The sequence below is a fragment of the Campylobacter novaezeelandiae genome (assembly GCF_018968685.1).
Classification (GTDB): Bacteria; Campylobacterota; Campylobacteria; order Campylobacterales; family Campylobacteraceae; genus Campylobacter_D; species Campylobacter_D novaezeelandiae.
Window position 1 is genome coordinate 451,907 of the sequence record NZ_CP076657.1, and the last position, 24,575, is coordinate 476,481.

Genomic DNA, 24,575 nt, shown 5'->3' on the forward strand with positions numbered 1-24,575 from the left:
ATATGAAAAATGGCAAAATATTTTTAATATGCTTTATTTTGGTTGTTTTAACGCTTTTGCTTTATCTTTTTAAAAATTTTTTACTTGTTATGATAATTGCTATTTTAATGGCTGTGGCTACTTCTAACTTGCATTTGAGATTTTTAAATTTAACCAAGGGTCGTAAATTTTTAGCAACTTGTATGACTACTGCTTGTATTGTTGTTCTTTTCTTTGCCCCTTTTGTTTATGCCATGATAGAATTTGCCAGAGTTTTAAAAAATTTTGATATAAATACTATTACTCATACTTTAGATTATATTAAAAATTATGAATTTTCTCTTCCTGAATCTTTGAATTTTTTAGAACCAAAAATAAAAGAATTTTTAGCCAATATTGATCTTAATACCCTTTCAAAACAATCTTTAAGTTATGCTTCAAATTTTACAAAAAGTGGAGCTAAATTTTTGATTGATATGGTATTAATTTGTGTATTTTATTTTTTTGCAAATCTTTATGGAACAGAACTTGTTATTTATATAAAATCTATAGTGCCTATTGAGAAAAAGGAGCTTGAAGATGTATTAAGCGAAGTAAGCAATGTTATGGCTGTGGTGCTTTATTCTATGGTTATTGTTGCTATTTTTCAAGGTGCATTATTTGCAATTATTACTGCTGTTTTTGGTTATAATGGATTTTTAATGGGTGCCATTTTTTCAATAAGTTCTTTAATTCCTGCTATTGGTGGTGCTTTAATTTATATACCTATTAGTCTTTATGAATTTGCTATGAGTAATCAAAAAGCTGCTTTTTGGATTTTTGGTTATTCTGTCTTGGTAATATCTTTTTTTGCGGACACTTTAATCAAGCCTTTAATTATCAAATGGATTAATGAAAAACTTGTTAAAACTCCTACGAATATCAATGAATTCTTAATTTTTTTAGCAATGATCGCTGGAATTTCTAGTTTTGGGTTTTGGGGTATTATTTTAGGTCCAGCAATTTTAACTTTTTTTATTTCAACCATAAGACTTTATGTAATTTTGAAAGATAAAAATTTAATTTAATAATCCAAATTAAAAAGTTTAAAAATTTAAGCTTTTTAATTATTTAAGTCTTTGATTTCTTTTTTAAATATCTCTCCTCGTTCTTTATAGGAGCTAAATTGATCCAAACTTGCACAAGCAGGACTTAGTATAGCAATTTCGTTATTTTTTAATTCTTTTGAAATTTCTTTGATAGCATCTTTTAGAAAATGGCATTGATAAGCTTTTATTTTATAATCTTTAGCATAAGAATTAAGTTTTTGTATATTTGATCCTATGATGTATAAAGCTATATCTAGTTTTTGCATAAAATTGAATAAGTTGTTAAATTCCATTCCTTTATCATCACCCCCTATGATAAGATAAATTTTTTTATCTTTATAGCGTTTAAGCGCTTCTAAAGTGGCATTTTCATTAGTAGCTTTTGTATCATTGATCCAAGTTCTTCCTAGATGATCTTTTAATTCTTCTAATTTATTTTCTTCCATTTTAAAAGTGGATAAAAGTTTATAATTGATATCTTTAAGGATAATTTTTTTTATACTACAAGCTATAAGAGCATCGATTAAAAAAGGTTTTTTAAAATTAACTTTTTTTAGATCAATTTCCATTTTCTGTGCTAAATCTTTTTCATCTTTATAAGTAATTTTATCCGCTTTTGTAGGAATATCAGCATATATTTGAGGAAGTATAACTTTATCACATTTTTGCATTCTATATAAAACACTAAGTTTGGCTTCTTCATAGGCTTTAAAACTTCCATGCCAAGAGATATGATCTGTGCTTATAGGCAAAAGGGCATAAATTTCGGGTTTTGCTAATTTTGTATAATGAAGAGTAAAAGATGAAGTTTCAAGTATCCATAATTTTGCATAAGGATTTAAATTAGCTAAAGGTATGCCTATATTTGCGCCCATAACAGCTCCTACATGTTTTAAGAGATGTTGGGTTATTTGTGTTGTTGTTGTTTTTCCATTTGTTCCGCTAATCCAAACACTTCTTGGCATAATGTCATAAAAGAAATCATATTCACTGATTAAATTTCTAGCTTGTTTAACTAAGATATGATCTTTTGGAAAACCTGGGCTTACTATTTCAAGTGAACTTAAAGAAGGGTTAAAATGATTTGTAGGTAATAAATTGTTATTAAATTCATCTTTTAAAGGCTTTTTAAAATTATCATCATAAATATCAAAGCCACCTAATTTTTGCGCTAAAGCTTTAGTGGTTGTTCCGTAACCAAATAAAGATTTTTTCATCTTAATTTTATTGAGGCAAGGGCGATTAAATTGGTAAGTAAAGCTATCATCCAAAAACGCACAATGATTTTATTCTCTACCCAGCCTACTTTTTCAAAATGATGATGGATAGGAGCCATTTTAAATACTCTTTTATGAAATATTTTAAAACTTCCAACTTGCAAAATAACTGATATGGTTTCAAGAACAAAAACAAATCCTATAAGTAAAAGTAAAATTTCATTTTTACTAATAACTGCTAAAAACCCTATAAAAGCTCCTATGCTTAAACTGCCACTATCTCCCATAAAAATTTGTGCTGGATAGCAGTTATACCATAAAAACCCCATTAAAGCTCCAATTAAAGCCGCACAAACAATTGCAACTTCTCCAAGATTTTGAATTTTAGGCAAAAGCAAATACTCGCTGTAATTAAGATTTCCGCTTAAATAAATAAAAATTGCTAAAGTTGAAAGAGAAAATATAGAAGGAACCGTTGCTAATCCATCAAGTCCATCTGTTAAATTTACTGCATTAGAACTTGAAATTAAAACTAAAATCCAAAAGACTATAGCAAAAAGAGATAAATCAAAAAGAGGATGTTTGTAAAAAGGGATATATAAATCTGTATTAAATCCATAAAAATAAAGTGGCACACAACAAAGCAAAGAAGCAATGATTTGAGCTATAAATTTAGCCCTAGCACTAAGACCACTGTGATTGTTTTGATAAAGAATTTTACCTAGATCATCAATAAGACCTATAAGCGAAAATAAAATAAGACATAAAAGGGTCAAAAGAGCAAAATAATTATCAAATTTTATGCATATTAAACTTGCAATAACAGCACAAGATATAAAGACAATCCCACCCATTGTTGGTGTTTTTGATTTCATTTGATGATTTTGTGGAGCGTATTCGTATATAGGTTGATTAGCATTTTTTGTTTTTGCCCATTTTATAAATTTTGGAATAATAAATAAAGTAAGACAAAGGGCAATGAAAAATGCAAATCCTGCACGCACGCTAATATAAGTAAAAAAAGCATAATCACTAAAATAAGATAAATAATACAAATGTAAAGCCTTTTTTTGTTTTTAAAGTTTAATTTTAGTAAAATCAAGCAAAAAATATTCTTATAAAGAGTTTAAAAAATGAAACAAAAATGTATTTTAGTTATAACAGATGGTGTAGGGTATAATCCAGATAGTGAATTTAATGCTTTTTTTCATGCCAAAAAGCCAAATTATGAAAAACTTTTTAAAGAAGTGCCTCATACTCTTATTAAAACCAGTGGTTTAGCAGTAGGTTTACCAGAGGGACAAATGGGTAATAGTGAAGTAGGGCATATGTGTATAGGAAGTGGACGCATTATTTATCAAAATTTAGTAAGAATTAATAAGGCTATAGAAAATAATACTTTAAAAGATAGCACTAATCTTCAAAATATTTTAAAAAAATGCAAGAAAATTCATATTATAGGTTTATATAGTGATGGAGGGGTACATTCAAGCCATATGCATTTTAAAGCTTTGCTTAAAATGTGCAAAGATGCAGGTAATGAAGTTTATGCGCATATGATAAGTGATGGTAGGGATACAAGTCCTAAAAGTGGTATAAATTTCGCTAAAGATTTAATAAAATTTTGTCAAGAAAAAGATATTCAATTTGCAAGTTTATGCGGAAGATTTTATGCTATGGATAGGGATAAAAGATGGGAGAGAACACAAAAATATTATGATTGTTTATTAGCTAAAGTGTTAAAAAATAGTGATTTTGTTGAGCATATTCAAAATTCTTATGATAAAGATATTACCGATGAGTTTTTAGAGTCTATAATTAATCCTAAATTTGAGGGAATTAATGAAGAAGATGGACTTATTTTTATTAATTTTAGAAATGATAGAATGAAACAGATTATTGAAGTTTTAAATGATGGAAATTTTAAAGAATTTAAGCGTGAAAAAATTTTCAAAAATTTACTTACAATGACTGTTTATGATGATAAATATAATATTCCAGTGTTATTTGAAAAAGAAAAGATTGATAATACCTTGGCTGAGACTATTTCTTTGGCTGGTTTAAGACAACTTCATACAGCAGAGACTGAAAAATATGCTCATGTAACTTTCTTTTTCAATGGAGGAAAAGAAGAAGTTCTTGAAAATGAAACAAGGGTTTTAATCCCAAGCCCTAAGGTAAAAACTTACGATTTGATGCCTCAAATGAGTGCTTATGAAGTGCTTGAAGTGGTGTTAAAAGGTATAGAAAATCAAGAAGATTTTATAGTTGTTAATTTTGCCAATGGAGATATGGTAGGACATACTGGAGATTTTAAAGCGGCTGTTAAGGCTGTAGAAGCTGTAGATGATTGTTTAGGAGAAATTATAAAAAAAGCTAGAGAGCAAGATTATGCTTTTATTATTACAAGTGATCATGGCAATTGTGAAGCTATGCAAAATAAGAAAGGGGAGTCGCTTACCAATCATACAACTTTTGATGTATTTGCTTTTATTGAGGCAAAAAATATTACGAAGCTTAAAGAAGGTAAGGGACTTAGTAATATAGCTGCTAGCATTTTAAAGATCATGGGGATTAATATCCCAAAAGAAATGAATGAAGCTTTGTTTTAAATTGGGTATAAATTAATTTAATTACTAAAGCATTGTATAATTTTAAAATAAAAAAGGAGTAAAAATGAAATTTAGCGGAAAAAATGTTTTAATCACAGGATCAAGTAAGGGCATAGGCTCATATATTGCAAGAGTTTTAGCAGAATTTGATCTTAAAGTTTGGATTAATTATAGAGGAGATCATAAACTTGCAGATGCCTTAAAAGAGGAAATTGAATCAAAAGGTGGCAAAGCTGCTGTAATTAAATTTGATGCAAGCAAAGAGGATGAATTTGAAGCTGCTATTAAGACTATCATAGAAAGCGATGGAGAACTTAGTTATTTGGTAAATAATGCAGGAATTACAAATGATAAATTAGCCTTAAGAATGAAATTAGAAGATTTTACTGAAGTAATTAATGCGAATTTAAATTCAGCATTTTTAGGTTGTAAGGAAGCATTAAAAATAATGAGTAAAAAACGTTTTGGAGCTGTTGTAAATATAGCTTCTATAGTGGGAGAAATGGGCAATGTTGGACAAGTGAATTATTCTGCTAGTAAAGGTGGAATGATTGCTATGACTAAATCTTTTGCAAAAGAGGGTGCGAGTCGTAATATTCGTTTTAATGTTGTAACGCCTGGATTTATTAAAAGCGATATGACAGAGGTTTTAAGCGAAGAAATTAAAAAATCTTATGAAGATAATATCCCTTTAAAACGTTTTGCTGAACCTTGCGAAGTTGCTTATTGTGTAGCATTTTTGCTTAGTGATTATGCTTCTTATGTGACAGGAGACTCTCTTAAAATTAATGGCGGACTTTATATGTAATGATAAATAAAAAAACCTATGAAATCACTTCTTGTGATGATGTTGAGCTTAATATAAAAAGAGAATCAAAGCTTGAATTTAAGCTTTGGTTTGATGATGCTAAAGAAGTAAAAGCTTTAGTTTTTATCAATCAAGGGCTTGGAACTGATTGTAATGATCCTTATTTAGATTTTGTTGCTAGAGATTTAATCAAAAATTTAGATATTGCTATTGTAGGAGTTAATTATCACTGCATAGGCAATCGTCCTCAAACAGGTTCTAGTTTTTATTTAGATGATATTGATAAGCTTATTTTAAGTGAAAGTTGCAAAGCTATCAATTTAGAACTTCCTTTAGAGGTTAAAGATATTAATAATTATGAAAAAATGAGTGAAGTTTTTCATTTTGTCAATCAAAATTTAGCTAGAAGAAAATTTGAAGGGAAATTAAATCCTAATTATTTTTTAAACCTTCATGTAAGTTTACAGCCTAGTAAAAATGAATATCAAAATTTTGGCATTATGCAAGCACAAGATTTAATCAATGCTTTGCTTTTTATTAAAGCAAATCCTCCATTTAAAATTTCTGGGGGGGGGGATTTAGCTATTATCATGATAGGAACTTCTCACGGAGGATATTTATCACACCTTGCGGCTAAAATTGCCCCTTGGCTTATAGATGGAGTGATTGATAATTCTAGTGGAGCTAAATTTCCTTGGAGGGTTGTAGGTTTTGGCAAAGAGATTGATTTTATGCAATATGCTGAATTTTCAACTTTTGATTTTTTTCATCATATTAATACTCATTGTTCCACAAAAACATTTTGGACCAGTAATAAAGAAGCAAAAAACTTTTTTTCTCCGGCAAGAAGAAAAATAAGAAACATTTTAGAAGAAGATCATCTTATAATACAAAGCAAATATGCCAATACAAAATATGTGAGTTATTTTTCTGTAAAAGATCAATATCTTTCTTTAGAAGAAAAAAGAATTTTATATAAAGAATTTAGGGATTTAAATTTTGATGCTTGTCTTTATGAAATCAGTGAAAAAGATATAGATCATAAATTCATAAAAGATCTAAATCACGGTATGGGAATACCTACAAAACTTTTAATTAAAAAAGAATTGCCATCTTTATTAGATAAAATTCTTTTAGATAATAAAAAAGACTTTAAAGAAAAAAGTATTTCTTATCCAAGTGAAGACTTAATTTATACTTTTAGCGAAGAGAATAATAGAATAAGTTTGAAGATTATAAAAAAGTAATATTGTATTTTTAAGCTTTTTAGGATAAAATACGCGTTATTTTAAATTCAAGGAGATAGATAATGGCAACTTTTGATGATGTAAAATCAGTTGTAGTAGAGCAATTAAGTATAGATGCAGATGCGGTAAAAATGGATTCTAAGATAATTGAAGATTTAGGTGCAGATTCTTTAGATGTTGTTGAGCTTATTATGGCTTTAGAGGAAAAATTTGGTATAGAAATCCCTGATAGTGATGCTGAGAAGCTTATTAAAATTGAGGATGTTGTAAATTATATTGATAATCTTAAAAAATAATTTTAAATTCTTATAATAAGGAAGCTATTTTTGAAAAGAGTTGTAGTTACAGGTATTGGAATGATCAATGCTCTTGGTCTAAATAAAAATGACTCTTTTGGAGCAATTTGTGAAGGTAAGAGTGGCGTTGGAAATATTACTCTTTTTGATAGTAGTAATTTTCCTGTAAGAATAGCTGCTGAAGTAAAAAATTTTGATCCACTAGAAGTTATTGACGCTAAAGAAGTTAAAAAAATTGATCGTTTTATACAGCTTGGAATAAAAGCAGCAAAAGAAGCAATGCAAGATGCTAATTTTGATGAAAATTTTCAAGAAGAAGAATTTGGTATTGTTTCAGCAGCTGGTATAGGTGGTTTGCCTAATATAGAAAAGAATTCTATAATTTGTCTTGAAAAGGGTGCGCGTAGAATTTCTCCATTTTTTATTCCATCAGCACTTGTGAATATGCTAGGTGGATTAATTTCTATAGAGTATTCTTTAAAAGGGCCAAATATTTCTTGTGTAACAGCTTGTGCGGCGGGAACTCATGCTATAGCTGAAGCTTATAAAAGTATAGTTTTAGGAACAGCTAGTAAAATGCTTGTTGTAGGTGCAGAAGCGGCTATTTGTCCTGTAGGAATTGGTGGTTTTGCATCAATGAAAGCATTGTCAACAAGAAATGATGATCCTCAAAGAGCTTCTAGACCTTTTGATAAAGAAAGAGATGGTTTTGTTATGGGAGAGGGAGCTGGAGCTTTAGTTTTTGAAGAGTATGAGGAAGCCAAAAAAAGGGGTGCTCATATATATGCTGAACTTATAGGGTTTGGAGAGAGTGCTGATGCACATCATATTACTTCGCCTACTTTAGATGGTCCACTTAGAGCTATGCAAAAAGCTTTAAAGATGGCTGGTAATGTAAAAATTGATTATATTAATGCACATGGAACTTCAACTCCAGTTAATGATAGAAATGAGACAGCAGCAATTAAAGCACTTTTTGGAAATGATATTCCTTTGGTAAGCTCTACTAAAGGTCAAATAGGTCATTGTTTGGGAGCTGCTGGGGCTATTGAAGCTGTTATTAGTATTATGGCTTTAAAACAAAATATTGTTCCACCAACTATTAATCAATTAGTTCAAGATGAAGAATGTGATCTTGATTATGTACCAAATAAAGCTAGAGAAATGAATTTAAAGGTTGCTATGAGCAATTCATTTGGATTTGGCGGCACAAATGGTTGTGTGATTTTTAAAAAAGTAGATAATTAATAATGGCTTCATATTTAGATTTTGAAAAAAATATTGAACAAATTGATCAAGATATTATTAATGCTAAAAATAAGGGCGATTTTGAAGCTGTTGCTATCTTGCAAAAAAATCTTGAAAAAGAAATACAAAAGACTTATAAAAATTTAAGTGATTTTGGTCGTTTGCAACTTGCTAGACATCCAGATCGTCCTTATGCTTTAGATTATATTCATCTTATTTTAAATGACGCTCATGAAATTCATGGAGATCGATCTTTTAAAGATGATCCTTCTATTGTTTGTTTTATGGGTTATTTGGGTCAAAAAAGACTTATTGTTATAGGTGAGCAAAAAGGAAGAGGAACTAAAGATAAAATTCTAAGGAATTTTGGTATGCCTCATCCTGAAGGATATCGTAAAGCTTTAAGAGTTGCAAAACTTGCTGAAAAATTTGAAATTCCTATACTTTTTTTAATTGATACCCCAGGAGCTTATCCAGGTATTGAGGCTGAAGAAAGGGGTCAAAGTGAAGCTATAGCGCGCAATTTGTATGAATTAAGTGATCTTAAAACTATTACCATTGCTGTAGTTATTGGCGAAGGAGGTAGCGGAGGAGCTTTAGCTATAGGTGTTGCAGATAAGCTTGCAATGATGAAAAATTCTGTTTTTTCAGTTATCTCTCCAGAGGGTTGTGCGGCTATACTTTGGAATGATCCTTTAAAAAATGAAGTAGCAGCAAAGGCTATGAAAATCACAGCAGATGATCTTAAATCTCAATCTTTAATAGATGATGTCATAGAAGAGCCTTTAAATGGAGCACATCGAAACAAAGAAGGCGCAGCTGTTGCTATAGCAAATTACGTTAAAAAATCTTTAGAAGAACTTGAAGGTATTGATAAAAGAGAACTTGTTTCTAATCGTATGAAAAAAATTCTTAAACTCGGATCTTATACTGAATATTCTTAAAAATATAAAAATTTATTATATTTTTTTTAATTTAATATTTAGATTTATATTTATTTCTTGATAAATATTTTTTAGCTTATATTGGTTAAAAAATATTTTTATAGACTTTCTTTAACTTTTTGTATTCAATAATTTGTTTTAAATTTTGTTTTATGCTGATTAAATATTATTAATAAATAATTTTTTATTTATTAAATTTTAAGCTAGTTCTCTTATAATTCAAAATTGATATTTAGTATCAATTTTATTTTAAAGGAAAAATTTTGAATAAAAAATTAAAAACCCCAATATTTGCAAGAAATAAATTTTTTATTTTTTCTTTATTCTTAAGCTCTTGTGTATATGCTCAAGAACAGTATAGGCTTAATGAAGCCGTTATAAGTGCAAGTGGATTTGAGCAAAGCATAGTAGATGCACCTGCATCTATATCTATAATTACAAAAGAAGAGTTAAGTCAAAAACCTGTTAAAGATATAGGTGAAGCTATTGCCGATATCCCAGGAGTTGATGTAACTATGAATAAAACTGGAACTTACGATTTTAGTATACGTGGTTTTAGCTCTAGTTATACTCTTGTATTAATTGATGGAAAAAGACAAAGCGTTGCAAACGGTTTTTACGATAATGGTTTTGGAGGAAGTGAATCTGGATACTTGCCTCCCTTATCAATGATTGAGCGTATAGAGGTGATTAGGGGTCCTGCTTCAACTCTTTATGGAAGTGATGCTGTTGGAGGTGTTATTAATATTATTACTAAAAAAAATCCCAATAAAACTGAAGCAAGCATTGAATTTAATACACTTTTACAAAATCACCCTAAGAAATATGGTAATGCAGGAGGGCTAAATTTTTATATAGCAACACCAATTATTGATAATAAATTTTCAGTTTCTACTAGATTTAAATATTATGATAAAAAAGATTCTGATTTAAAATGGCCAACTCCTGTATATCAAGGTTCATCTCAGAAACCATCTAATTATCAAATTGCCAGTCACTCTCCAGGATATTTTTCTAGTTTAGGTTTTGGCACTAGATTTAATTTAAATGTCAATGATAATAATGACGTATATTTAGATTTAGAACGCTATATTAATGAAATAAGTGTAAATTCTACTAGCGGCAGAGCGATAAAAAGTGAGAGAAGATTATTTAAAGACAATATAGTTTTAAATCATGATGGAATGTATGATTTGATTTCAACTAACTCCTATTTTCAGTATGGAAGCACAAAAGATATAGATTTGCATAGTCAAATTTTTGTAGTTGAAAGTAAAGCTGTTGTTCCATTTGAACTTAATAAATATGGTAATTTTGTTACAAGTTTTGGAGCAAGGTTGGATTATGAAATGCTTAAAAATGATTCTTCATCTGCTGGAACTGAAATTAAAGGAAAAAATTTAGATCAAACATTAGCTGCCTTGTATGCAGAGAATGAATATTTTATTAGCGATAATCTTATATTTACTACAGGGTTAAGATATAATTATAGCGATTTATTTAACTCACAATTTACTCCAAGAGTTTATTTGGTTTACAATTTAAATGACAATGCAACTTTAAAAGGAGGAGTATCAAAAGGCTATAAGATTCCTGCTGTAAAACAGCTTACAAATGGATATTATAATTATGGCAATGGAAGCGCTTCTTTTGGAAATCCTGATTTAAAACCTGAAGAAAGTATAAATTATGAACTTGGTATAGATTTTAAAATGTTTAATTTTGCACATTATTCTATAACTGCTTTTGTGACGGATTTTAAAAATCAAATTTCTAATGAAGAATTAGATGGAACTTTAAATGGTATAGATTGTAGTAATGGTATAACATGTACAAGACCTATAAATTTAGGAAAAACTAGAACAAATGGAATAGAATTTGCCTTTAATACTATATCTTATAATGGTTTTAGTATTAATTCTTCTTATACTTTCATGGATAATCGCTATAAAAATGGTAAAAAAAATATTTATGGTGGCAATAGGATAGAGAATTTACCAAGACATATAGCTATGATAAAATTAAATTACGAAAAAGGTAAATTGAATTCTTATATAAAAACAAGAGCAAGACTTGATACTATCAGTAAGCCAAAAGGGGGAAATAACAAGCCTTTGCCTTGGCAAAAATATAAACCTTTTTATATAGTTGATATTGGGTTAAATTATAAAGTAGATAAGCATAGCACTCTTAATTTTTCTATACAAAATCTTTTTGATAAAAACTTTTTTGATCCAGGTATTACCAGTTATGCAAATAATGGATTGCCAGGAGGATATGCAAATCGATATCAAGATTATACTGAAGGTAGAAGCTTTTGGATAAGTTATAAATACGATTTTTAAATTTATAAAAAATTAAATGATTTGAATTTATAATGAATATAATTCATAACTTAATAAAAGTTTTTAAAGGAATATTATGAATTTAAAAACATTAAAAGAAGAAAGATTTATTTCTTCGCCCTATATACAACCTAAAAGATATACTTATGAATATAAGGGAAAAAAATATTCTTGGGATTTTATTTGTGCTAAAGATAGCGTATCTATTTTGCTATATCATGTAGATTTGCAAAGTTTTGTTTTTGTTAAACAATTTAGAATTCCACTTTGGCACTATCAAACAAGTTTAAAAGAGTATAAAGAAAATAAAAATTTAGGATATACGATAGAGCTTTGTTCTGGGTTAATTGATAAAAATTTAAGCATAGAAGAAATTGCCAAGGAAGAATGTATAGAAGAGCTTGGTTTTCATCCTAAAAAATTAGAAAAGATTAATGAGTTTTATTCTGGTTTTGGTTCAGGGGTTAGCAAACAAAATCTTTATTTTGCAGAAATAAGTCAAAAAGATAAATTAAGTCAAGGTGGAGGCATAGACGCAGAAGAAATTGAAGCTGTTTATGTTAAAGTTGTGGATTTTGAGGAATTTACAAAAAATATTATCCGTAATTCTTTGCTCGATTATTCTTATTTTTGGTTTATGAAAGAAAAAGCCAAAGTATACAATTTAGCTTAAAATTAAGCTAAATTATTTTTTTGGCGTGATAGACTTGTTTCATTAAGCATTTCTTCAAAGATATCAAAAAGTTCTAAAGAAGCATTTTCTGCATTTTGACATTTTTCTGTAATTTTGTTTTGTATTACTTGAGTTGATGAGTCTTCAGTGTGAGCTATATTGATTGCAGAATTCATATTTTCGTGAACTTTTTGATGAGGTTCATTAATTTTTGAGAATATTTTACTATGTCCAAATCTTTCTTTTCCTGTGCTAGCTAACCATTTTCCTAAACGGCATGAGGTATGATTTGCTAGTTGATTTCCTGTTTTTTCAAAAATTTCTTTATAGCCATTGAGTTTAAAAGCAACGTGATCTAACTTAGCTAAAGAAATAAAAGCTTCAGAAGTTATATCTTTTGCATTGGCATTTGTTAAGTTGGATTCTTGAATCAATTCATTAAATTTATTTGAAAAATTTTGTATATAAGAATTAGAATCAGTAGAAACTTTTTCAACTTGTTCGCTTTGTGAATACATTTCATTGGCATTTTGTTTTAATAAATTGATATTCATTTCAACTTCTGCTGTAGCTTTTTGTGTCTTTTCTGCTAGTTTTCTAACTTCATCAGCAACAACGGCAAATCCACGTCCATATTCTCCTGCACGTGCAGCTTCTATTGCTGCATTTAATGCTAAAAGATTAGTTTGATCTGAAACGTCTTTAATTAAATTTATAACATTAGTGATTTCATCAACGCTTCTATGGAGAGTTCCAGCGGTATTACGAGATTTATTTGCTGATTCTATAATTTCTTCTAAAGAAGAAGTTATAGAATGAGTAATATGATCAAGTTCATCCATTTTACTAAGAGAATTTTGGGAGTATTGTGAGATGATTTCAGCTTTATTGACATTATCTAACATATTATTTTGAACAATGCTAATATTATTAAGAACTCCATTTAATAAGATTTTTAAAAGATCTGTTTTTAATTTTGACTCTAAGCTTTCTTGTTCAAGCGATGTAATTTTTGTTTTAAGATCCAAATTTTCATTTTCTAAATTTTTTATTTTTTCTTTATAGATTTTAACTTCTTCTTCAAGAAATTTAAGATCATTTTGGCTATTCTTTGAACTAAACATTATGACTCCTTTTTATAATTTGAAAGATATTCATTAAGTTGGTCTTTAAGTATTAATTTCTCTTTTTTAAGTTTTGAAATTTCTGTATTGCTTAAAAAGATTGTTCCATTTTCAGCATTTTTAATTTTTTCATCTAGTTGATTGTGTTGATCAAAAAGCTTATCAAAGTGAGCGTCTTTACCTTTTAATGATGATATTAAATCTCTAAATTCATGTAACATGGTTTTCCTTTGTTTTTGGTAAGTTTTAAGATTGTTTAATATTATATCTTAAATTAAGAGACTTAAACTTAAAAAAATATAAAATTTTATATATTAATATCGTAGATATTAAGGAGTAAAATCCTTAATATTATTTAGAGTTTTGTTTTTTAAGAGTTCTTAAAGTAGAAGCTGCAATTCTTATTTTTTTTGTAGTACCATCTTCTAGGGTTATACGAACTGTTCTAAGATTTGGTAAAAATCTTCTTTTTGTTTTATTGTTTGCATGACTAACATTATTACCTACCATAGGTCTTTTACCTGTAACTTGACAAATTCTTGACATTAGTTTTTCCTTAAGCTTGAGATTTATTTTAGCTATGTTTTTTCTATAATAAAAACAAAATTGTATCTAAATAAACTTAAAAATTCAAATTATTTATATTTTTTTAATATATAAAAGATAAAATTTTTCTTTGTCGTCTAAATTAAATTGAACATAAAATGAGGTTAAAATGTATGTAGCTCCTAGTATATTATCTGCCAATTTTTTAAGACTTGAGGAAGAGATTAAGGCGATAGAGCAGGCTGGAGCCGATCTTTTACATATTGATGTAATGGATGGATATTTTGTTCCAAATTTAACATTTGGTCCTTGTGTAATAGAAAAAATTTCAAGCATTACAAATGTTCCATTAGATGTACATTTAATGGTAAAAGATGTCATTAAATTTGTAGATTTTTTTATCCCTTTAAAGCCTAAATTTATTTCTTTTCATATAGAAGCAGAAAATCATCCAATAAGACTTTGTGAATACATAAGATCTCAAGGAATTCATCCTGCTATTGTTTTAAATCCTCATACACCTATAGACTCTATAAAACATATGTTAGAATTTGTTGATATGATTCTTTTAATGAGTGTTAACCCAGGATTTGGTGGGCAAAAGTTTTTGCCATTAATATATGAAAAAATTAGAGAATTAAGAGAGTTGATTGATAGGAAAAATGCAAAGGTTTTTATAGAGGTAGATGGGGGTATTAATGGTTTAAATGCCAGTGAGTTGGAAGCTAGTGGAGCTGATATATTGGTTGCAGGAAATCATATTTTTTCTTCTAATGATTATGCAAGTGCTATTAAATCATTAAAGCTTGAATTTTGAATTTACAACAAATTGATTTAATTATTACTAAACTTATAAGACAAAGTAGATCTTATGAATGGGTGATTAACGAATTTTCTATGATTGATGAGCTAAAGGATTTAAATCTAGATTTGAGGCTTTTAGAATTTATGGGTATTTCGTTTAATTTAAATAAAGATAATACTCTTACCTTAAAATCAAGAACTAAAAATTTTAAAGAAGAAATATTTTGTATAGTTGATATAGAAAGCACAGGTGGTATTAAGAATGGAAATATTTTAGAAATAGGTGCTGTAAAAATTCAAAATTTTAAAGAAATCGATCGTTTTTGTTCTTTGATTAAGGTTGAAGAAATTCCTGATAAAATTACCGAGCTAACTGGTATTAATATAGATATGGTAAAAAATGCTCCTGCTCTTGATATTGTTTTAAAACAATTTAGAACCTTTTTAAAAGACAGTATTTTTGTGGCACATAATGTTAGATTTGATTATAGTTTTATTTCTAAAGCTTTAAATAATTGTAATTTAGGAATTTTACTTAACCGTCGTATTTGTACTATAGAATTTGCTCAATGTTGTATAGATAGTCCAAGATATAAACTTGAAACACTTAAAGAAGTTTTAGGTATACAAAATATACATCATAGAGCATTAAATGATGCCCTAGCTGCAGCTGAAATTTTTAAATATTGTCTTAGCAAACTTCCTTATCATATTAAAACTACAGAGGAGCTTATCAGTTTTATTAGAACTTCTCGTTCAAAAACAAATAATAAGAGTTTACAAAATAGTCCAAAGACGAAAGAAAATGGGTAGTCAATTTTTAAAAGATTATATCAAGGATTTGCAAAGTAAATTTTAACAGGAAAACTTACAGCTATATCTTTATCATCTGCTTTTAATGTAAGAGGGTAATCTATTTGAATTAGGTTTTTATATTGTTTTAAATGATCTATAAAATTATACAAAATTCTAGGATTTTTGATATTTGTCTGTATTAGTAGGTGTTCTTTTAAATAAGGAATTGATTGATTTGTATCTAAAGACTTTATTTTTACATTTTGAAAGTAGTTTTTTGTAAAATTTACAAAATTTTGAACATCAAATTGACGTTTAAATTGTTCCAAGCTTATATTATTTTCTTTGCGTAAAAGATTTAATTTATCTTCACTTGCTTTGAGTTCTTTATTGGTTGAGGCAAGTGATGAATTTTGAATATTTTCTTTTGCAACGATTTCTTTATATTCTTTAAGTATAGGCAAAAGTAAAAATAAAATTAAGCCAGTACATATTGTTATAAAACTAAAAGAATAGATAAGAAGTTTTAAAACATCTATTTCTTCAAAACTTTTATCTTTCATTGTTATTTCCTATTTTTGTATTAATACTTATAAAACGATACCATCCATTATTGAGTTTATAATAGTTAGTATGACTTTCATCAAAAACACTTTTTAGCGGAGTTTCTAAAAGTAAAATAAACATTTCTTTTGTTGGAGTAATGCCTGAGAGTTTTAGTGAATATTTATTTTGTTCTAAATTATCCAAAGTAATTGCATTTGTTTGAATAACCATATCTAAAATATTTTTAAGACTTTCCTTTATATACTGGTTTTGTGTATAAAAATTATTTGCCATATAGCTTTGGTTGAGTAAAATTTTATATAAATCTTCGTTTTTTGAAATTTGATTTTCTTTAAGTATTATTTCTTGTTTTTTGTTTTCTATGGAATTAGAAATAAAGCTTACTTTAAATAAATAAATAAAATAAATAAATAAAATAAATGAGATTCCAAATATAAATAAAGCAAACCATGTTTTATCAAAAAGTGTCCAAATAGGTTTTTTTCTAGGTTGTATAAAACTATATTTCATAAGAGTTAAGTTCCTCTTGCATTAAAGTTATCATCCAGTTTAGAGTATCAATTTTTTCAAATTTTGGTTCTAAAAAGATTTCATTTTCTATTACTTCAAAAGTAGTAAGAGAAAATTCCTTATCGCTAAAAAATACTAGCTCATCAATGAAATTATTGGAGTATTTATCATCATTATAAAATTTTTGAATGCTTGAAAAAATATAATTACAAATTTCCATGTCATGGCTAAAGCTATTTAATTCTTTAAAATCGATATCATTTTGTAATACACTTTCTTTATTTTCGCTATCCAAAAACTCAGAATTTTCTTGCATATCAAGCTCTTCTTTTTCTTTAGAAAATAATAACTCATTATCTAAAGAGTCAGATTGTTCTTCAATATTGCCCTGAGTAGTATTTTTTTCAAATACTTTATAATCTCCAAATAAAATATCCTTTCCCTTACATATCATTAAAGTTAAAAAATTATCATAATTATGTATATATAAAATCGTTTTTTCTAAGCTTAAGTTCCTTTTTGAGATATGATAATATAGTAAAGCAAAAGGTGAATATAAAAAATCAATTCCACTATATTCTTCAAAAAGTTCATTAAAATATTCTATATGTTCAGTAGCAATATAAATTTGTGCATTATTTAAAGGTAAATATTTTACACTCATTTTGCCTATATTAAATTTTTCAAGATTATTGGTATTTAAATCAGGAATTAATCCTTGCTCTTGATTATTTAAAAATAATCCTATATAGTATATAAGATATTTTTTGCTTAATTTTTTTATATGTTCTAGAAGTTTTTTTTCGTCATTAAAAGTTTTTTCTTGGGTGCTAATTAAATTTTTATTTCGATAAATTTTTGCTTTAAAGATTTGTTCATTTTCTTTTATAAGAATAGCAATAAAAATCTGTGGAAGATATTTTTTTAAAAAAAACATTAATAAACCTTGAAACTATCCATATTGTATATTTTTTCAAATTCTTTTTTTAAAAAAATTTTCGCTTGGCTTTTTGATAAATCTGAAATATCTAAAGGATCAGAAAGTCTATAAATAATTTTACTAAAAGGTTTTGGTAAAATCATTTGGTCCCAACTTGAAAATTTCCAAAAACGATTTGTTTCATAATTTAAAATTCTTATTTTAACATTTTTCTTTTGTGCAATTAAAATCGCCCCATCTGAAATACTATGAACGGGTCCTCTTGGACCATCTGGGGTAATAACTATATCGTCATTTTGATCTAAAACTTTAAAAGCTGATTTTAATGCAGTTCTAGCACCTTTAAAAGTGCTACCTCTAATGGAGTGAAGACCATAAAATGAAATAATTTTTGCAATTTTTTCTCCATCTTTGTGTAAAGAAATCATTACATAAGCTCTTTTATTTTTAAATCTAAAATGTCTAAAAGCAAAAGGCATTAATGCTAATCGTCCGTGCCAAAATAAAATAACACAAGGTTTTTCATCTACCTTTTTTCCTTTATATTCTTTAGAACAAGTTAAGAAAATAAACCATTGTAATAAAAATATTATTCTAGTTAAAAAAAATTCTTTAAATAATTTCCCCATGAAGCACCATGCGTTTAACATCTGTAATCTTTACACGTTTTAATTTTCCTAAGAATTCTTCACTTCCTTGAATTTGAACTAAAAAATTATTATCCGTTCTACCAGCAACAGCTCCATCGGCCCTTAGCTCCTCAAATAAAACTTTTACTTCTTTGTTTTTTTGTTTAAGAACAATTTCATCTAATATTTCATTATGTCTATTTTGCAAAGTTGTAAGTCTAGAAGAAGCGATATCTTCAGGAATTTGATTTGGCATTGAAGCAGCTTTAGTAAGAGGTCTTTTAGAATATTTAAAAGAAAAAAGTTGCTCAAAACGCACTTGTTCTAAAACATCCATAGTTTCTTCAAAATCTTTATCGCTTTCGCCAGGGAATGCTACAATGATGTCTGTAGATATGCTAACATCAGGACAAAGTTCTCTGATTTTAAAAGCTCTATTTAAATACCACTTTTTATCGTATCCTCTTTTCATGGCTTTTAAAATATTATCAGAACCGCTTTGTAATGGCATATGAATGGATTTGCAAATTTTAGGATTATTAGCAAAAACTTGTAAAAACTTATCATCCATATGTAAAGGATGAGGGCTAGTAAAACGAATACGTTCTAAGCCTTCAATAGTGCTAAGCTCTTCTAAAAGATCTGAAAAATCTATTTTTTTATGATTATTGCGGAATTTTTTACCATAATTATTTACATTTTGTCCAAGTAAAAATACTTCTTTTGCCCCTTTTTGAACTGCCTTTAAGGTTTCTTTAAAAATGATATCAAATGGAATTGAAATTTCATCTCCGCGCGTATAAGGAACTATGCAATAAGTGCAATGCTTGTCACAACCTATAGAAATATTAATATAAGTTTTATAAGGATTATTTCTAAAATCAGCAAAAGTAAATTCACTTTCATCATAGTCAATATCTGTTCCTATGAATTTAGGAGTTTTGACAGCTTTTGTGATTTTTGAAACATTTCTTGCTCCTAAAACAAAATCCACATAAGGAGCTCTTTTGAAAATCTCATCCCCTAAATGTGAAGCAGTGCAACCACAAACTCCTATTTTGGCACCATTTTTTTTGATTTTTTCAAAAGCTCCAATTTCAGAAAACAATTTGTGAACAGGTTTTTCTCTTACAGAGCATGTATTAATAAGTATAAGGTCTGCTTCTTTAATGTCTTCAGTTAAGGTGTAATTTTCTTTTTGAGAGAGTTCAGCAACTATATGTTCTGAATCTCTTACATTCATAGCGCAACCTAAAGTTTGAATAAATAATTTTTTTTCACTCAAAGAATGTGTACCTCATACATAAAATCTGATTCATCAAGCCCATATTTAATAGTTCTATGATAAACGCTAAAGCCTTTTTTTTCAAAATATTCTACAAGAGAAATTAATTGTTTATGAGAGTTGTCTTTATCAAAGTAAAAAAATTTTTGCCCTTCTTTTGTTACAGCTTCTTCGATTTTTTCTAAAGTAATAGTTTTTGGTTTTTCGTTGATTGAATTTCTTGCTAATTTTATTTCCATAGTTTTTCCTTAACTTCTTTTAAATTTATTATTATATCAATTTTACTTTTAATTAAACTTATTAAAGATATAATTTTTATCTTCTTTAAGCAAATTAATGAAAATTTCCCAAAAAAGGCAATATAGAAATGGAAAAAATTACAGATATTATAGAATCTATTGCTAATGAAAAAAATTTAGATCTAGAAAGTGTTAAAGATAAAGTAATTGTTGCATTAATTAATACAGCTAAAAAAGTTTATGGACAAGAATATGATTTTTTTGTTGATAATAAAAGCTTGAAACTTTATCAAAAAATTACTGTTATAGCAGATAATGATGAAAGATTAGACGAAAATAATGAAAGTTTTATTGCTCTAAGTAAAGCTAGAAAAGAAGCTGGAGAAGTTGAGGTTGGAGATGAGCTTACTTATGAGTGCTCTTTAGAAAATTTAGGAAGAACAGCAGTTAATATTTTACATAAAGAACTTGAATATCATATCCAAAAGCTTTTAGAACAAACTATTTTTGATAAATATAAAAATAAAGTAGGTCAAATAGTATTTGGGAATGTCGTGCGTATAGATAGTGAAGAAAATACTTATATAGAAATTGATGAATTAAGAGCTTTTTTACCGAGAAAAAATCGTATTAAAGGGGAAAAATTTAAAATAGGAGATGTTGTTAAAGCTGTAATACGTCGTGTTTATATCGATAAAGGTATTAAAATAGAACTTTCTAGGACAAGTCCTAAATTTTTAGAACGTTTGCTTGAATCTGAAGTTCCTGAGATTAAAGATGGTTATGTTAGTATACAAAATTGTGCAAGAATTCCAGGAGAAAGAGCAAAAGTTGTTTTAACAACTAATATGAGCAATATTGATCCAGTAGGAGCTACTGTTGGCGTTAAAGGAGTAAGGATTAACGCTGTAAGCAAAGAGCTCCATAATGAAAATATTGATTGTATAGAATACTCAAATGAAATTGAAATTCTAATAGCAAGAGCTCTAGCACCTGCTATTATTAGTTCTGTTAAGATTAAAGATCAAAAAGCTATTGTGAGTTTAAACAATGATCAAAAAAGCAAGGCTATAGGAAGGAATGGAATTAATATTCGCCTTGTTTCTATGTTGAGTTCTTGCGAAATAGAGCTTAATGTTCTTGATTCTAAAAATAATGAGAGTGCAGCAGAGGCCTTTAAAAATTTAGAAAATTTATTTAAAAATGTATAATCAAGCTATTATTTAGCTTGATTTGCTTGATCAATAGTTGCAAAAAGTTTGTTTAAAATAGTTTCTTCATTCTTTTTGTATTGATCTTCTCTCATTTTTTGCCATGCGTAAGCACTAAAGTTGTTTTTAACGCTAGAAAGATCAATGTCTTGATTTTTCATTACTTCTTTTTCTTCTTTTGCATCAGTTTTTTCTTTATTTTTAATTTCATTTAAACTGGCTTGAAATTCATCGCTTGAAAATTTTTTTTCTTTGACTTTGCTAAAAAACAAAGAATTATTTTGATTTGGATTTATAATCATAGTCTATCCTTTAGCTAATTTTATATAATACAAGCAATTATCATTCCGTATTATTTTTTTCTTTTAATTTGCTCAAAAGAAAATTTATCCTTAGCAAGAAAAAGACTTAAAATTAATGCAGGTAAAACAAATAAGGCGCAAAATAATGCATTAAATTCTATTCCTAGATAACTTAAAACAATACCCCCTATAAAAGATGCTAAAGCAATTCCAACATTAAAAGCAGCCTCATTGATACTAACTGAACTATCAATAGTTTTAAAAGTGTGTCTTTTAGCTTTAATGATACTTAAAATTTTTAAAGCACTAATACTTGAGCATGCAAAAAAACCAATTAAAGCAATATTTATAATGATTAAAATTTTAGAATTCATTGTAAAAAATACACTTAAAAATATCAAAATTTGAATACTTAGTATAATTCTTAAAGAACGAATTGCTCCAATTTGACTAACTATTTTTCCTCCCCATAAATTCCCTAAAATTGCACAAATTCCATACAAAAGTAAAATATAAGCACTATCTTGAATTTCAAAACCACTTTTTTCTAATAAAAGTTTTTGCAAGTAAGTATAAAGGATAAATTGGGCTCCACAAGTACAAATAGTAATAACATAGGTTTTTATTAAGTTGATATGAGAAAAAGCTGGGATAAGGTTTTTAAAACTCATTTTATTAGGACTGAGATTTTTAGGCATCATTTGTAAAATTCCTATAAATGCTAAGATGCTAATTATAAAAATCAATAAAAAAACAAATTTAAAGCCAAAATAATGGCTAATAAAAGTTCCAAGTGGAACGCCGCTTATTAAAGATATAGTTAATCCACTCACCATAATAGCAAGAGCTTGACTTTTTTTATGATCTGGAGTTATTACGCTAATGGTTAGCGTAGCTATAACAAAAAATACTCCATGTTGAGTTCCTGCTATAAATCTTGCAAAAGCACTTAAATAAAAATTTGTACTAAAAAAGATAGTTAAATTGGCAAAAGCAAAAACAGCTATATTAATTAAAAGTTGTATATGTCGTTTATAAAAACTTAATATTATACTAATTAAAGGAGCGCCAATTACAACTCCTAATGCATAAAGAGTTGTAAGATAACCAGCACTTTTTGCATCAATATTAAAATAATTTTGAACATCAATTAAAACTCCAGCCATAACAAATTCTGTAACCCCCATGCAAAAGGCACTTAAGGCAAGAGCAAAAATAGCTTTTTTATAATTTTCCATTTTTATCATTCTTTATATGGTTTAAATATAGGGCAAATTTAATTGCTTCTTTGTAACTTTTAATTTTTGCTTTATGTTTATAGGCTATATCAAAAGCAGTTCCATGATCAACACTAGTGCGTATAATGGGTAAATTTAAACTTATATTAATACTTTGATCAAAATATAAAGCTTTAAGCGGAGCAAGACCTAAATCGTGATACATAGCTATAAGTCTGTTGCAAGATTTTAAAGAATTTTTAGTAAAAGCGGTATCGGCTACTAAAACTTGCGGTAAGTAAAAAAGATGAGTATTAAATTGAAGTAATTCTTGTTTTAAAATCTCATTTTTTAAAGCATTTTGAAGCAGAGTTTTTTCTGTAATATTAAATTTCTTTAATAAAATATTTTTTTGTTTAATGCCAGCTTTTGAAAAATTTAAATAAGCATTGCTAAATTCAATGGCTTTATTTATAATCTCTTCTTCTTTTCCGCCTATAACGCCGTAATCACCAGCGTGTGGATTAAATCCTAAAACCCCAATTTTTTTAAAATGTGTTTGTTTATAAAAGTTGATAAAAAAATTAACTAAAGATTTAAATTGAATTTTTTTACTGACTTCTTTTAAGGGGATATGATCGCTAAAAAGTCCTACAAAAAGTTTAGAACATCCAAGCATCATAATGGCTTCTTTTTTGTAGAAAAATCTTAAAGCTTCTGTATGTCCTCTAAAAGGTATATGTGCAAGTTGCCAAGCTTTTTTATGAATAGGAAGAGTGATTAGAGCTTTTGCATATTTTGCCTTTACAAAATAATTAGCCGCTTGAAAACTTAAATAAGAGTAAAGTCCACTTTTAGCATCAATTTTGCCGACGTTAATATCAAAATTTGAATCTACATCTGCATAAAGTGCACTTTTAAAGCAAAAAATTTTATAATGCTTATTTTCTTCTTTGAGAAAAAATTCTTCTTTACTATCTTTTTCAAAAATGACTAAATTATAATTATCAATAGTTAAATTTAAAATTTTTAAAGCTTGTGAGAGTAGATTAGGATGGATAAAATAATAAGGCGTGCAAATTTTTGAAATGGCATTATGAGCTTTGATTAGAATTTCGCAAGAAATTCCATTGATATCGCCTATGCTTATGGCAAGCTTATTCATTGATTAAAGCTTTCATTTCCAAGATAGCTTCTTTAAGACCTACAAAAACAGATCTTGCGATAATGCTTTGACCTATATTTAATTCATCTATAGCTTTAATTTTTGCTATTTTTTGGACATTTTTATAATTAAGCCCATGTCCTGCAGCAACTTTTAAACCAAATTCTTTAGCTTTTAAAGCACAAAGATTAATAGAATTTAATTCTTCTTCTAATTTTTGTTCTAGAATTTTGGAATTTAAATCAAGTTCTTTAATTTTATATGGAGTTTTTAAAATATTACTAAAAATAGCATTATATAAATTAGCATATAATCCTGTATGAAGCTCTATAAAATCAACTTTTAGTGAAGAAGCTTTTTGGATATTTTCTAAATTTGGATCTATAAATAAAGAAATTTCAATATCTGCTTGTTTTAATTTTTTTATACTAGAGTTTAAATTTTCATGATCTAAATAAAGCCCACCTTCTGTTGTAAGCTCCTCTCTTTTTTCTGGAACTAAGGTAACACGCTTTGGTTTTAAAGTGCAAGCAAGATCAAGAATTTCATTATCTAGTGCACATTCTAAATTGATAGGATTTTTACAATGTTTGATTAAATCTTTTAAATCTCTTTCATTAGTGTGGCGTCTATCTTCTCTTACGTGAATAGTAATTTGATCACAAAAATGACAAGCAAATAAAGCTGCCTCTAAAAGATTTGGATCATTTACTTTTCTAGCTTCTCTTAAAACAGCTATATGGTCAATATTTACCCCTAAAAGCATGATATTCCTCCATTTTTT

At 27.6% G+C, this 24,575-nt stretch carries 27 protein-coding genes and 1 pseudogene; 12 read left to right on the top strand and 16 right to left on the bottom strand.

The window, feature by feature from the left end:
* The first annotated feature begins 2 nt into the window (after positions 1–2).
* The gene (locus tag CNZW441b_RS02390) at positions 3–1,046 is read left to right on the top strand and encodes an AI-2E family transporter (protein WP_131163657.1); all 1,044 of its coding nucleotides are present in this window, start codon (positions 3–5) and stop codon (positions 1,044–1,046) included.
* Positions 1,047–1,081: 35 nt separating this feature from the next.
* Here the strand turns inward: CNZW441b_RS02390 and murD are convergent, their stop codons facing one another.
* Together murD and mraY are read right to left on the bottom strand one after the other, a co-directional pair.
* On the bottom strand, positions 1,082–2,284 hold the full coding sequence (gene murD, locus CNZW441b_RS02395) for a UDP-N-acetylmuramoyl-L-alanine--D-glutamate ligase (RefSeq protein ID WP_131186500.1): 1,203 nt from the start codon (positions 2,282–2,284) through the stop codon (positions 1,082–1,084).
* Entirely contained in the window at positions 2,281–3,339 is a 1,059-nt protein-coding gene (gene mraY, locus CNZW441b_RS02400; protein WP_131166353.1) for a phospho-N-acetylmuramoyl-pentapeptide-transferase, read from the bottom strand. The genes murD and mraY overlap by 4 nt, the downstream gene beginning before the upstream one ends.
* A gap of 78 nt (positions 3,340–3,417) precedes the next feature.
* On the opposite strand from mraY, the gene gpmI reads away from it, so the two are divergent.
* The 8 genes from gpmI (at position 3,418) to CNZW441b_RS02440 (ending at position 12,457) form a co-directional block, all read left to right on the top strand.
* Positions 3,418–4,896: a 2,3-bisphosphoglycerate-independent phosphoglycerate mutase gene (gene gpmI, locus CNZW441b_RS02405; protein WP_131163654.1), complete on the top strand. Its 1,479-nt coding sequence runs from the start codon at positions 3,418–3,420 to the stop codon at positions 4,894–4,896.
* A gap of 64 nt (positions 4,897–4,960) precedes the next feature.
* Positions 4,961–5,704: a 3-oxoacyl-ACP reductase FabG gene (gene fabG / locus CNZW441b_RS02410; protein WP_131163653.1), complete on the top strand. Its 744-nt coding sequence runs from the start codon at positions 4,961–4,963 to the stop codon at positions 5,702–5,704.
* Complete coding sequence (locus CNZW441b_RS02415; RefSeq protein ID WP_131163652.1) at positions 5,704–6,951, top strand: DUF2920 family protein; 1,248 nt, start codon at positions 5,704–5,706, stop codon at positions 6,949–6,951. The genes fabG and CNZW441b_RS02415 overlap by 1 nt, the downstream gene beginning before the upstream one ends.
* 62 nt (positions 6,952–7,013) lie before the next feature.
* On the top strand, positions 7,014–7,247 hold the full coding sequence (gene acpP / locus CNZW441b_RS02420; RefSeq protein ID WP_131163651.1) for an acyl carrier protein: 234 nt from the start codon (positions 7,014–7,016) through the stop codon (positions 7,245–7,247).
* A 30-nt stretch (positions 7,248–7,277) separates the two neighbouring features.
* Positions 7,278–8,495 (top strand): beta-ketoacyl-ACP synthase II, encoded by a 1,218-nt coding sequence (locus CNZW441b_RS02425; protein ID WP_131163650.1) that lies wholly within the window; start codon positions 7,278–7,280, stop codon positions 8,493–8,495.
* Between the two features lie 2 nt (positions 8,496–8,497).
* Positions 8,498–9,439 (top strand): acetyl-CoA carboxylase carboxyltransferase subunit alpha, encoded by a 942-nt coding sequence (locus CNZW441b_RS02430; protein WP_131163649.1) that lies wholly within the window; start codon positions 8,498–8,500, stop codon positions 9,437–9,439.
* A 287-nt stretch (positions 9,440–9,726) separates the two neighbouring features.
* Complete coding sequence (locus CNZW441b_RS02435) at positions 9,727–11,784, top strand: TonB-dependent receptor domain-containing protein (RefSeq protein ID WP_216681598.1); 2,058 nt, start codon at positions 9,727–9,729, stop codon at positions 11,782–11,784.
* Between the two features lie 76 nt (positions 11,785–11,860).
* Complete coding sequence (locus CNZW441b_RS02440) at positions 11,861–12,457, top strand: NUDIX hydrolase (protein WP_131163648.1); 597 nt, start codon at positions 11,861–11,863, stop codon at positions 12,455–12,457.
* 2 nt (positions 12,458–12,459) lie between these two features.
* On the opposite strand, the gene CNZW441b_RS08280 is transcribed toward CNZW441b_RS02440, so the two are convergent.
* The 4 genes and pseudogenes from CNZW441b_RS08280 to rpmB all read right to left on the bottom strand — a co-directional run bounded on the left by CNZW441b_RS08280 (position 12,460) and on the right by rpmB (position 14,127).
* Entirely contained in the window at positions 12,460–12,891 is a 432-nt protein-coding gene (locus CNZW441b_RS08280; RefSeq protein WP_424944988.1) for a CZB domain-containing protein, read from the bottom strand.
* 12 nt (positions 12,892–12,903) lie between these two features.
* Positions 12,904–13,170, bottom strand: a pseudogene (locus tag CNZW441b_RS08285) (methyl-accepting chemotaxis protein); the annotation flags it as partial.
* A 410-nt stretch (positions 13,171–13,580) separates the two neighbouring features.
* A complete protein-coding gene (locus CNZW441b_RS02450) occupies positions 13,581–13,802 on the bottom strand; it encodes an HP1242/YdcH family protein (RefSeq protein WP_131163646.1) in 222 nt (73 codons plus the stop codon).
* 130 nt (positions 13,803–13,932) lie between these two features.
* Entirely contained in the window at positions 13,933–14,127 is a 195-nt protein-coding gene (gene rpmB, locus CNZW441b_RS02455; protein WP_131163645.1) for a 50S ribosomal protein L28, read from the bottom strand.
* A gap of 169 nt (positions 14,128–14,296) precedes the next feature.
* On the opposite strand from rpmB, the gene rpe reads away from it, so the two are divergent.
* Together rpe and CNZW441b_RS02465 are read left to right on the top strand one after the other, a co-directional pair.
* The gene (gene rpe, locus CNZW441b_RS02460; protein ID WP_131163644.1) at positions 14,297–14,944 is read left to right on the top strand and encodes a ribulose-phosphate 3-epimerase; all 648 of its coding nucleotides are present in this window, start codon (positions 14,297–14,299) and stop codon (positions 14,942–14,944) included.
* Positions 14,941–15,744 carry a 3'-5' exonuclease gene (locus tag CNZW441b_RS02465; RefSeq protein ID WP_131163643.1) on the top strand — a complete coding sequence of 268 codons (804 nt, stop codon included), beginning with the start codon at positions 14,941–14,943 and terminating at the stop codon, positions 15,742–15,744. Before rpe ends, CNZW441b_RS02465 begins: the two co-directional genes overlap by 4 nt.
* 20 nt (positions 15,745–15,764) lie before the next feature.
* On the opposite strand, the gene CNZW441b_RS02470 is transcribed toward CNZW441b_RS02465, so the two are convergent.
* From CNZW441b_RS02470 to CNZW441b_RS02495, 6 genes are read right to left on the bottom strand one after another with little or no spacing between them, the layout of a single operon-like run.
* Positions 15,765–16,289, bottom strand: a complete 525-nt coding sequence (locus CNZW441b_RS02470; protein WP_131163642.1) for a hypothetical protein — start codon at positions 16,287–16,289, stop codon at positions 15,765–15,767.
* Positions 16,279–16,803: a hypothetical protein gene (locus CNZW441b_RS02475; protein WP_131163641.1), complete on the bottom strand. Its 525-nt coding sequence runs from the start codon at positions 16,801–16,803 to the stop codon at positions 16,279–16,281. The genes CNZW441b_RS02470 and CNZW441b_RS02475 overlap by 11 nt, the downstream gene beginning before the upstream one ends.
* Entirely contained in the window at positions 16,793–17,740 is a 948-nt protein-coding gene (locus CNZW441b_RS02480) for a clan AA aspartic protease (RefSeq protein WP_216681524.1), read from the bottom strand. Before CNZW441b_RS02480 ends, CNZW441b_RS02475 begins: the two co-directional genes overlap by 11 nt.
* A complete protein-coding gene (locus tag CNZW441b_RS02485) occupies positions 17,740–18,372 on the bottom strand; it encodes a lysophospholipid acyltransferase family protein (RefSeq protein WP_131163639.1) in 633 nt (210 codons plus the stop codon). Before CNZW441b_RS02485 ends, CNZW441b_RS02480 begins: the two co-directional genes overlap by 1 nt.
* A complete protein-coding gene (gene miaB / locus CNZW441b_RS02490; protein WP_216681525.1) occupies positions 18,356–19,657 on the bottom strand; it encodes a tRNA (N6-isopentenyl adenosine(37)-C2)-methylthiotransferase MiaB in 1,302 nt (433 codons plus the stop codon). The genes CNZW441b_RS02485 and miaB overlap by 17 nt, the downstream gene beginning before the upstream one ends.
* Positions 19,654–19,896, bottom strand: coding sequence for an HP0268 family nuclease (locus CNZW441b_RS02495; RefSeq protein ID WP_131163637.1), 243 nt, complete (start codon positions 19,894–19,896; stop codon positions 19,654–19,656). Before CNZW441b_RS02495 ends, miaB begins: the two co-directional genes overlap by 4 nt.
* A 128-nt stretch (positions 19,897–20,024) precedes the next feature.
* Here CNZW441b_RS02495 and nusA point away from each other — a divergent pair, with 128 nt between their 5' ends.
* The gene (gene nusA, locus CNZW441b_RS02500) at positions 20,025–21,107 is read left to right on the top strand and encodes a transcription termination factor NusA (RefSeq protein WP_131166347.1); all 1,083 of its coding nucleotides are present in this window, start codon (positions 20,025–20,027) and stop codon (positions 21,105–21,107) included.
* An 8-nt stretch (positions 21,108–21,115) separates the two neighbouring features.
* Here the strand turns inward: nusA and CNZW441b_RS02505 are convergent, their stop codons facing one another.
* Genes CNZW441b_RS02505 through CNZW441b_RS02520 form a run of 4 tightly spaced genes read right to left on the bottom strand, consistent with a single transcriptional unit; the run spans position 21,116 to position 24,557 of the window.
* Positions 21,116–21,409 (bottom strand): hypothetical protein, encoded by a 294-nt coding sequence (locus tag CNZW441b_RS02505; RefSeq protein ID WP_131166346.1) that lies wholly within the window; start codon positions 21,407–21,409, stop codon positions 21,116–21,118.
* Positions 21,410–21,459: 50 nt separating this feature from the next.
* Positions 21,460–22,647 carry an MFS transporter gene (locus CNZW441b_RS02510; RefSeq protein ID WP_216681526.1) on the bottom strand — a complete coding sequence of 396 codons (1,188 nt, stop codon included), beginning with the start codon at positions 22,645–22,647 and terminating at the stop codon, positions 21,460–21,462.
* The gene (gene pdxA / locus CNZW441b_RS02515) at positions 22,634–23,791 is read right to left on the bottom strand and encodes a 4-hydroxythreonine-4-phosphate dehydrogenase (RefSeq protein ID WP_131166345.1); all 1,158 of its coding nucleotides are present in this window, start codon (positions 23,789–23,791) and stop codon (positions 22,634–22,636) included. Before pdxA ends, CNZW441b_RS02510 begins: the two co-directional genes overlap by 14 nt.
* Positions 23,784–24,557 carry a pyridoxine 5'-phosphate synthase gene (locus CNZW441b_RS02520; protein WP_216681527.1) on the bottom strand — a complete coding sequence of 258 codons (774 nt, stop codon included), beginning with the start codon at positions 24,555–24,557 and terminating at the stop codon, positions 23,784–23,786. Before CNZW441b_RS02520 ends, pdxA begins: the two co-directional genes overlap by 8 nt.
* Between the last annotated feature and the right edge of the window lie 18 nt (positions 24,558–24,575).

What these genes read in the sequence shown, in the direction of transcription:
- CNZW441b_RS02390 (WP_131163657.1), top strand. Translation starts at nt 3, where the DNA reads ATGAAAAATGGCAAAATATTTTTAATATGCTTTATTTTGGTTGTTTTA.
- murD (WP_131186500.1), bottom strand. Translation starts at nt 2,284, where the DNA reads ATGAAAAAATCTTTATTTGGTTACGGAACAACCACTAAAGCTTTAGCG.
- gpmI (WP_131163654.1), top strand. Translation starts at nt 3,418, where the DNA reads ATGAAACAAAAATGTATTTTAGTTATAACAGATGGTGTAGGGTATAAT.
- fabG (WP_131163653.1), top strand. Translation starts at nt 4,961, where the DNA reads ATGAAATTTAGCGGAAAAAATGTTTTAATCACAGGATCAAGTAAGGGC.
- CNZW441b_RS02415 (WP_131163652.1), top strand. Translation starts at nt 5,704, where the DNA reads ATGATAAATAAAAAAACCTATGAAATCACTTCTTGTGATGATGTTGAG.
- acpP (WP_131163651.1), top strand. Translation starts at nt 7,014, where the DNA reads ATGGCAACTTTTGATGATGTAAAATCAGTTGTAGTAGAGCAATTAAGT.
- CNZW441b_RS02430 (WP_131163649.1), top strand. Translation starts at nt 8,498, where the DNA reads ATGGCTTCATATTTAGATTTTGAAAAAAATATTGAACAAATTGATCAA.
- CNZW441b_RS02440 (WP_131163648.1), top strand. Translation starts at nt 11,861, where the DNA reads ATGAATTTAAAAACATTAAAAGAAGAAAGATTTATTTCTTCGCCCTAT.
- CNZW441b_RS02450 (WP_131163646.1), bottom strand. Translation starts at nt 13,802, where the DNA reads ATGTTACATGAATTTAGAGATTTAATATCATCATTAAAAGGTAAAGAC.
- rpmB (WP_131163645.1), bottom strand. Translation starts at nt 14,127, where the DNA reads ATGTCAAGAATTTGTCAAGTTACAGGTAAAAGACCTATGGTAGGTAAT.
- rpe (WP_131163644.1), top strand. Translation starts at nt 14,297, where the DNA reads ATGTATGTAGCTCCTAGTATATTATCTGCCAATTTTTTAAGACTTGAG.
- CNZW441b_RS02470 (WP_131163642.1), bottom strand. Translation starts at nt 16,289, where the DNA reads ATGAAAGATAAAAGTTTTGAAGAAATAGATGTTTTAAAACTTCTTATC.
- CNZW441b_RS02475 (WP_131163641.1), bottom strand. Translation starts at nt 16,803, where the DNA reads ATGAAATATAGTTTTATACAACCTAGAAAAAAACCTATTTGGACACTT.
- CNZW441b_RS02480 (WP_216681524.1), bottom strand. Translation starts at nt 17,740, where the DNA reads ATGTTTTTTTTAAAAAAATATCTTCCACAGATTTTTATTGCTATTCTT.
- CNZW441b_RS02485 (WP_131163639.1), bottom strand. Translation starts at nt 18,372, where the DNA reads ATGGGGAAATTATTTAAAGAATTTTTTTTAACTAGAATAATATTTTTA.
- CNZW441b_RS02495 (WP_131163637.1), bottom strand. Translation starts at nt 19,896, where the DNA reads ATGGAAATAAAATTAGCAAGAAATTCAATCAACGAAAAACCAAAAACT.
- nusA (WP_131166347.1), top strand. Translation starts at nt 20,025, where the DNA reads ATGGAAAAAATTACAGATATTATAGAATCTATTGCTAATGAAAAAAAT.
- CNZW441b_RS02505 (WP_131166346.1), bottom strand. Translation starts at nt 21,409, where the DNA reads ATGATTATAAATCCAAATCAAAATAATTCTTTGTTTTTTAGCAAAGTC.
- CNZW441b_RS02510 (WP_216681526.1), bottom strand. Translation starts at nt 22,647, where the DNA reads ATGGAAAATTATAAAAAAGCTATTTTTGCTCTTGCCTTAAGTGCCTTT.
- pdxA (WP_131166345.1), bottom strand. Translation starts at nt 23,791, where the DNA reads ATGAATAAGCTTGCCATAAGCATAGGCGATATCAATGGAATTTCTTGC.
- CNZW441b_RS02520 (WP_216681527.1), bottom strand. Translation starts at nt 24,557, where the DNA reads ATGCTTTTAGGGGTAAATATTGACCATATAGCTGTTTTAAGAGAAGCT.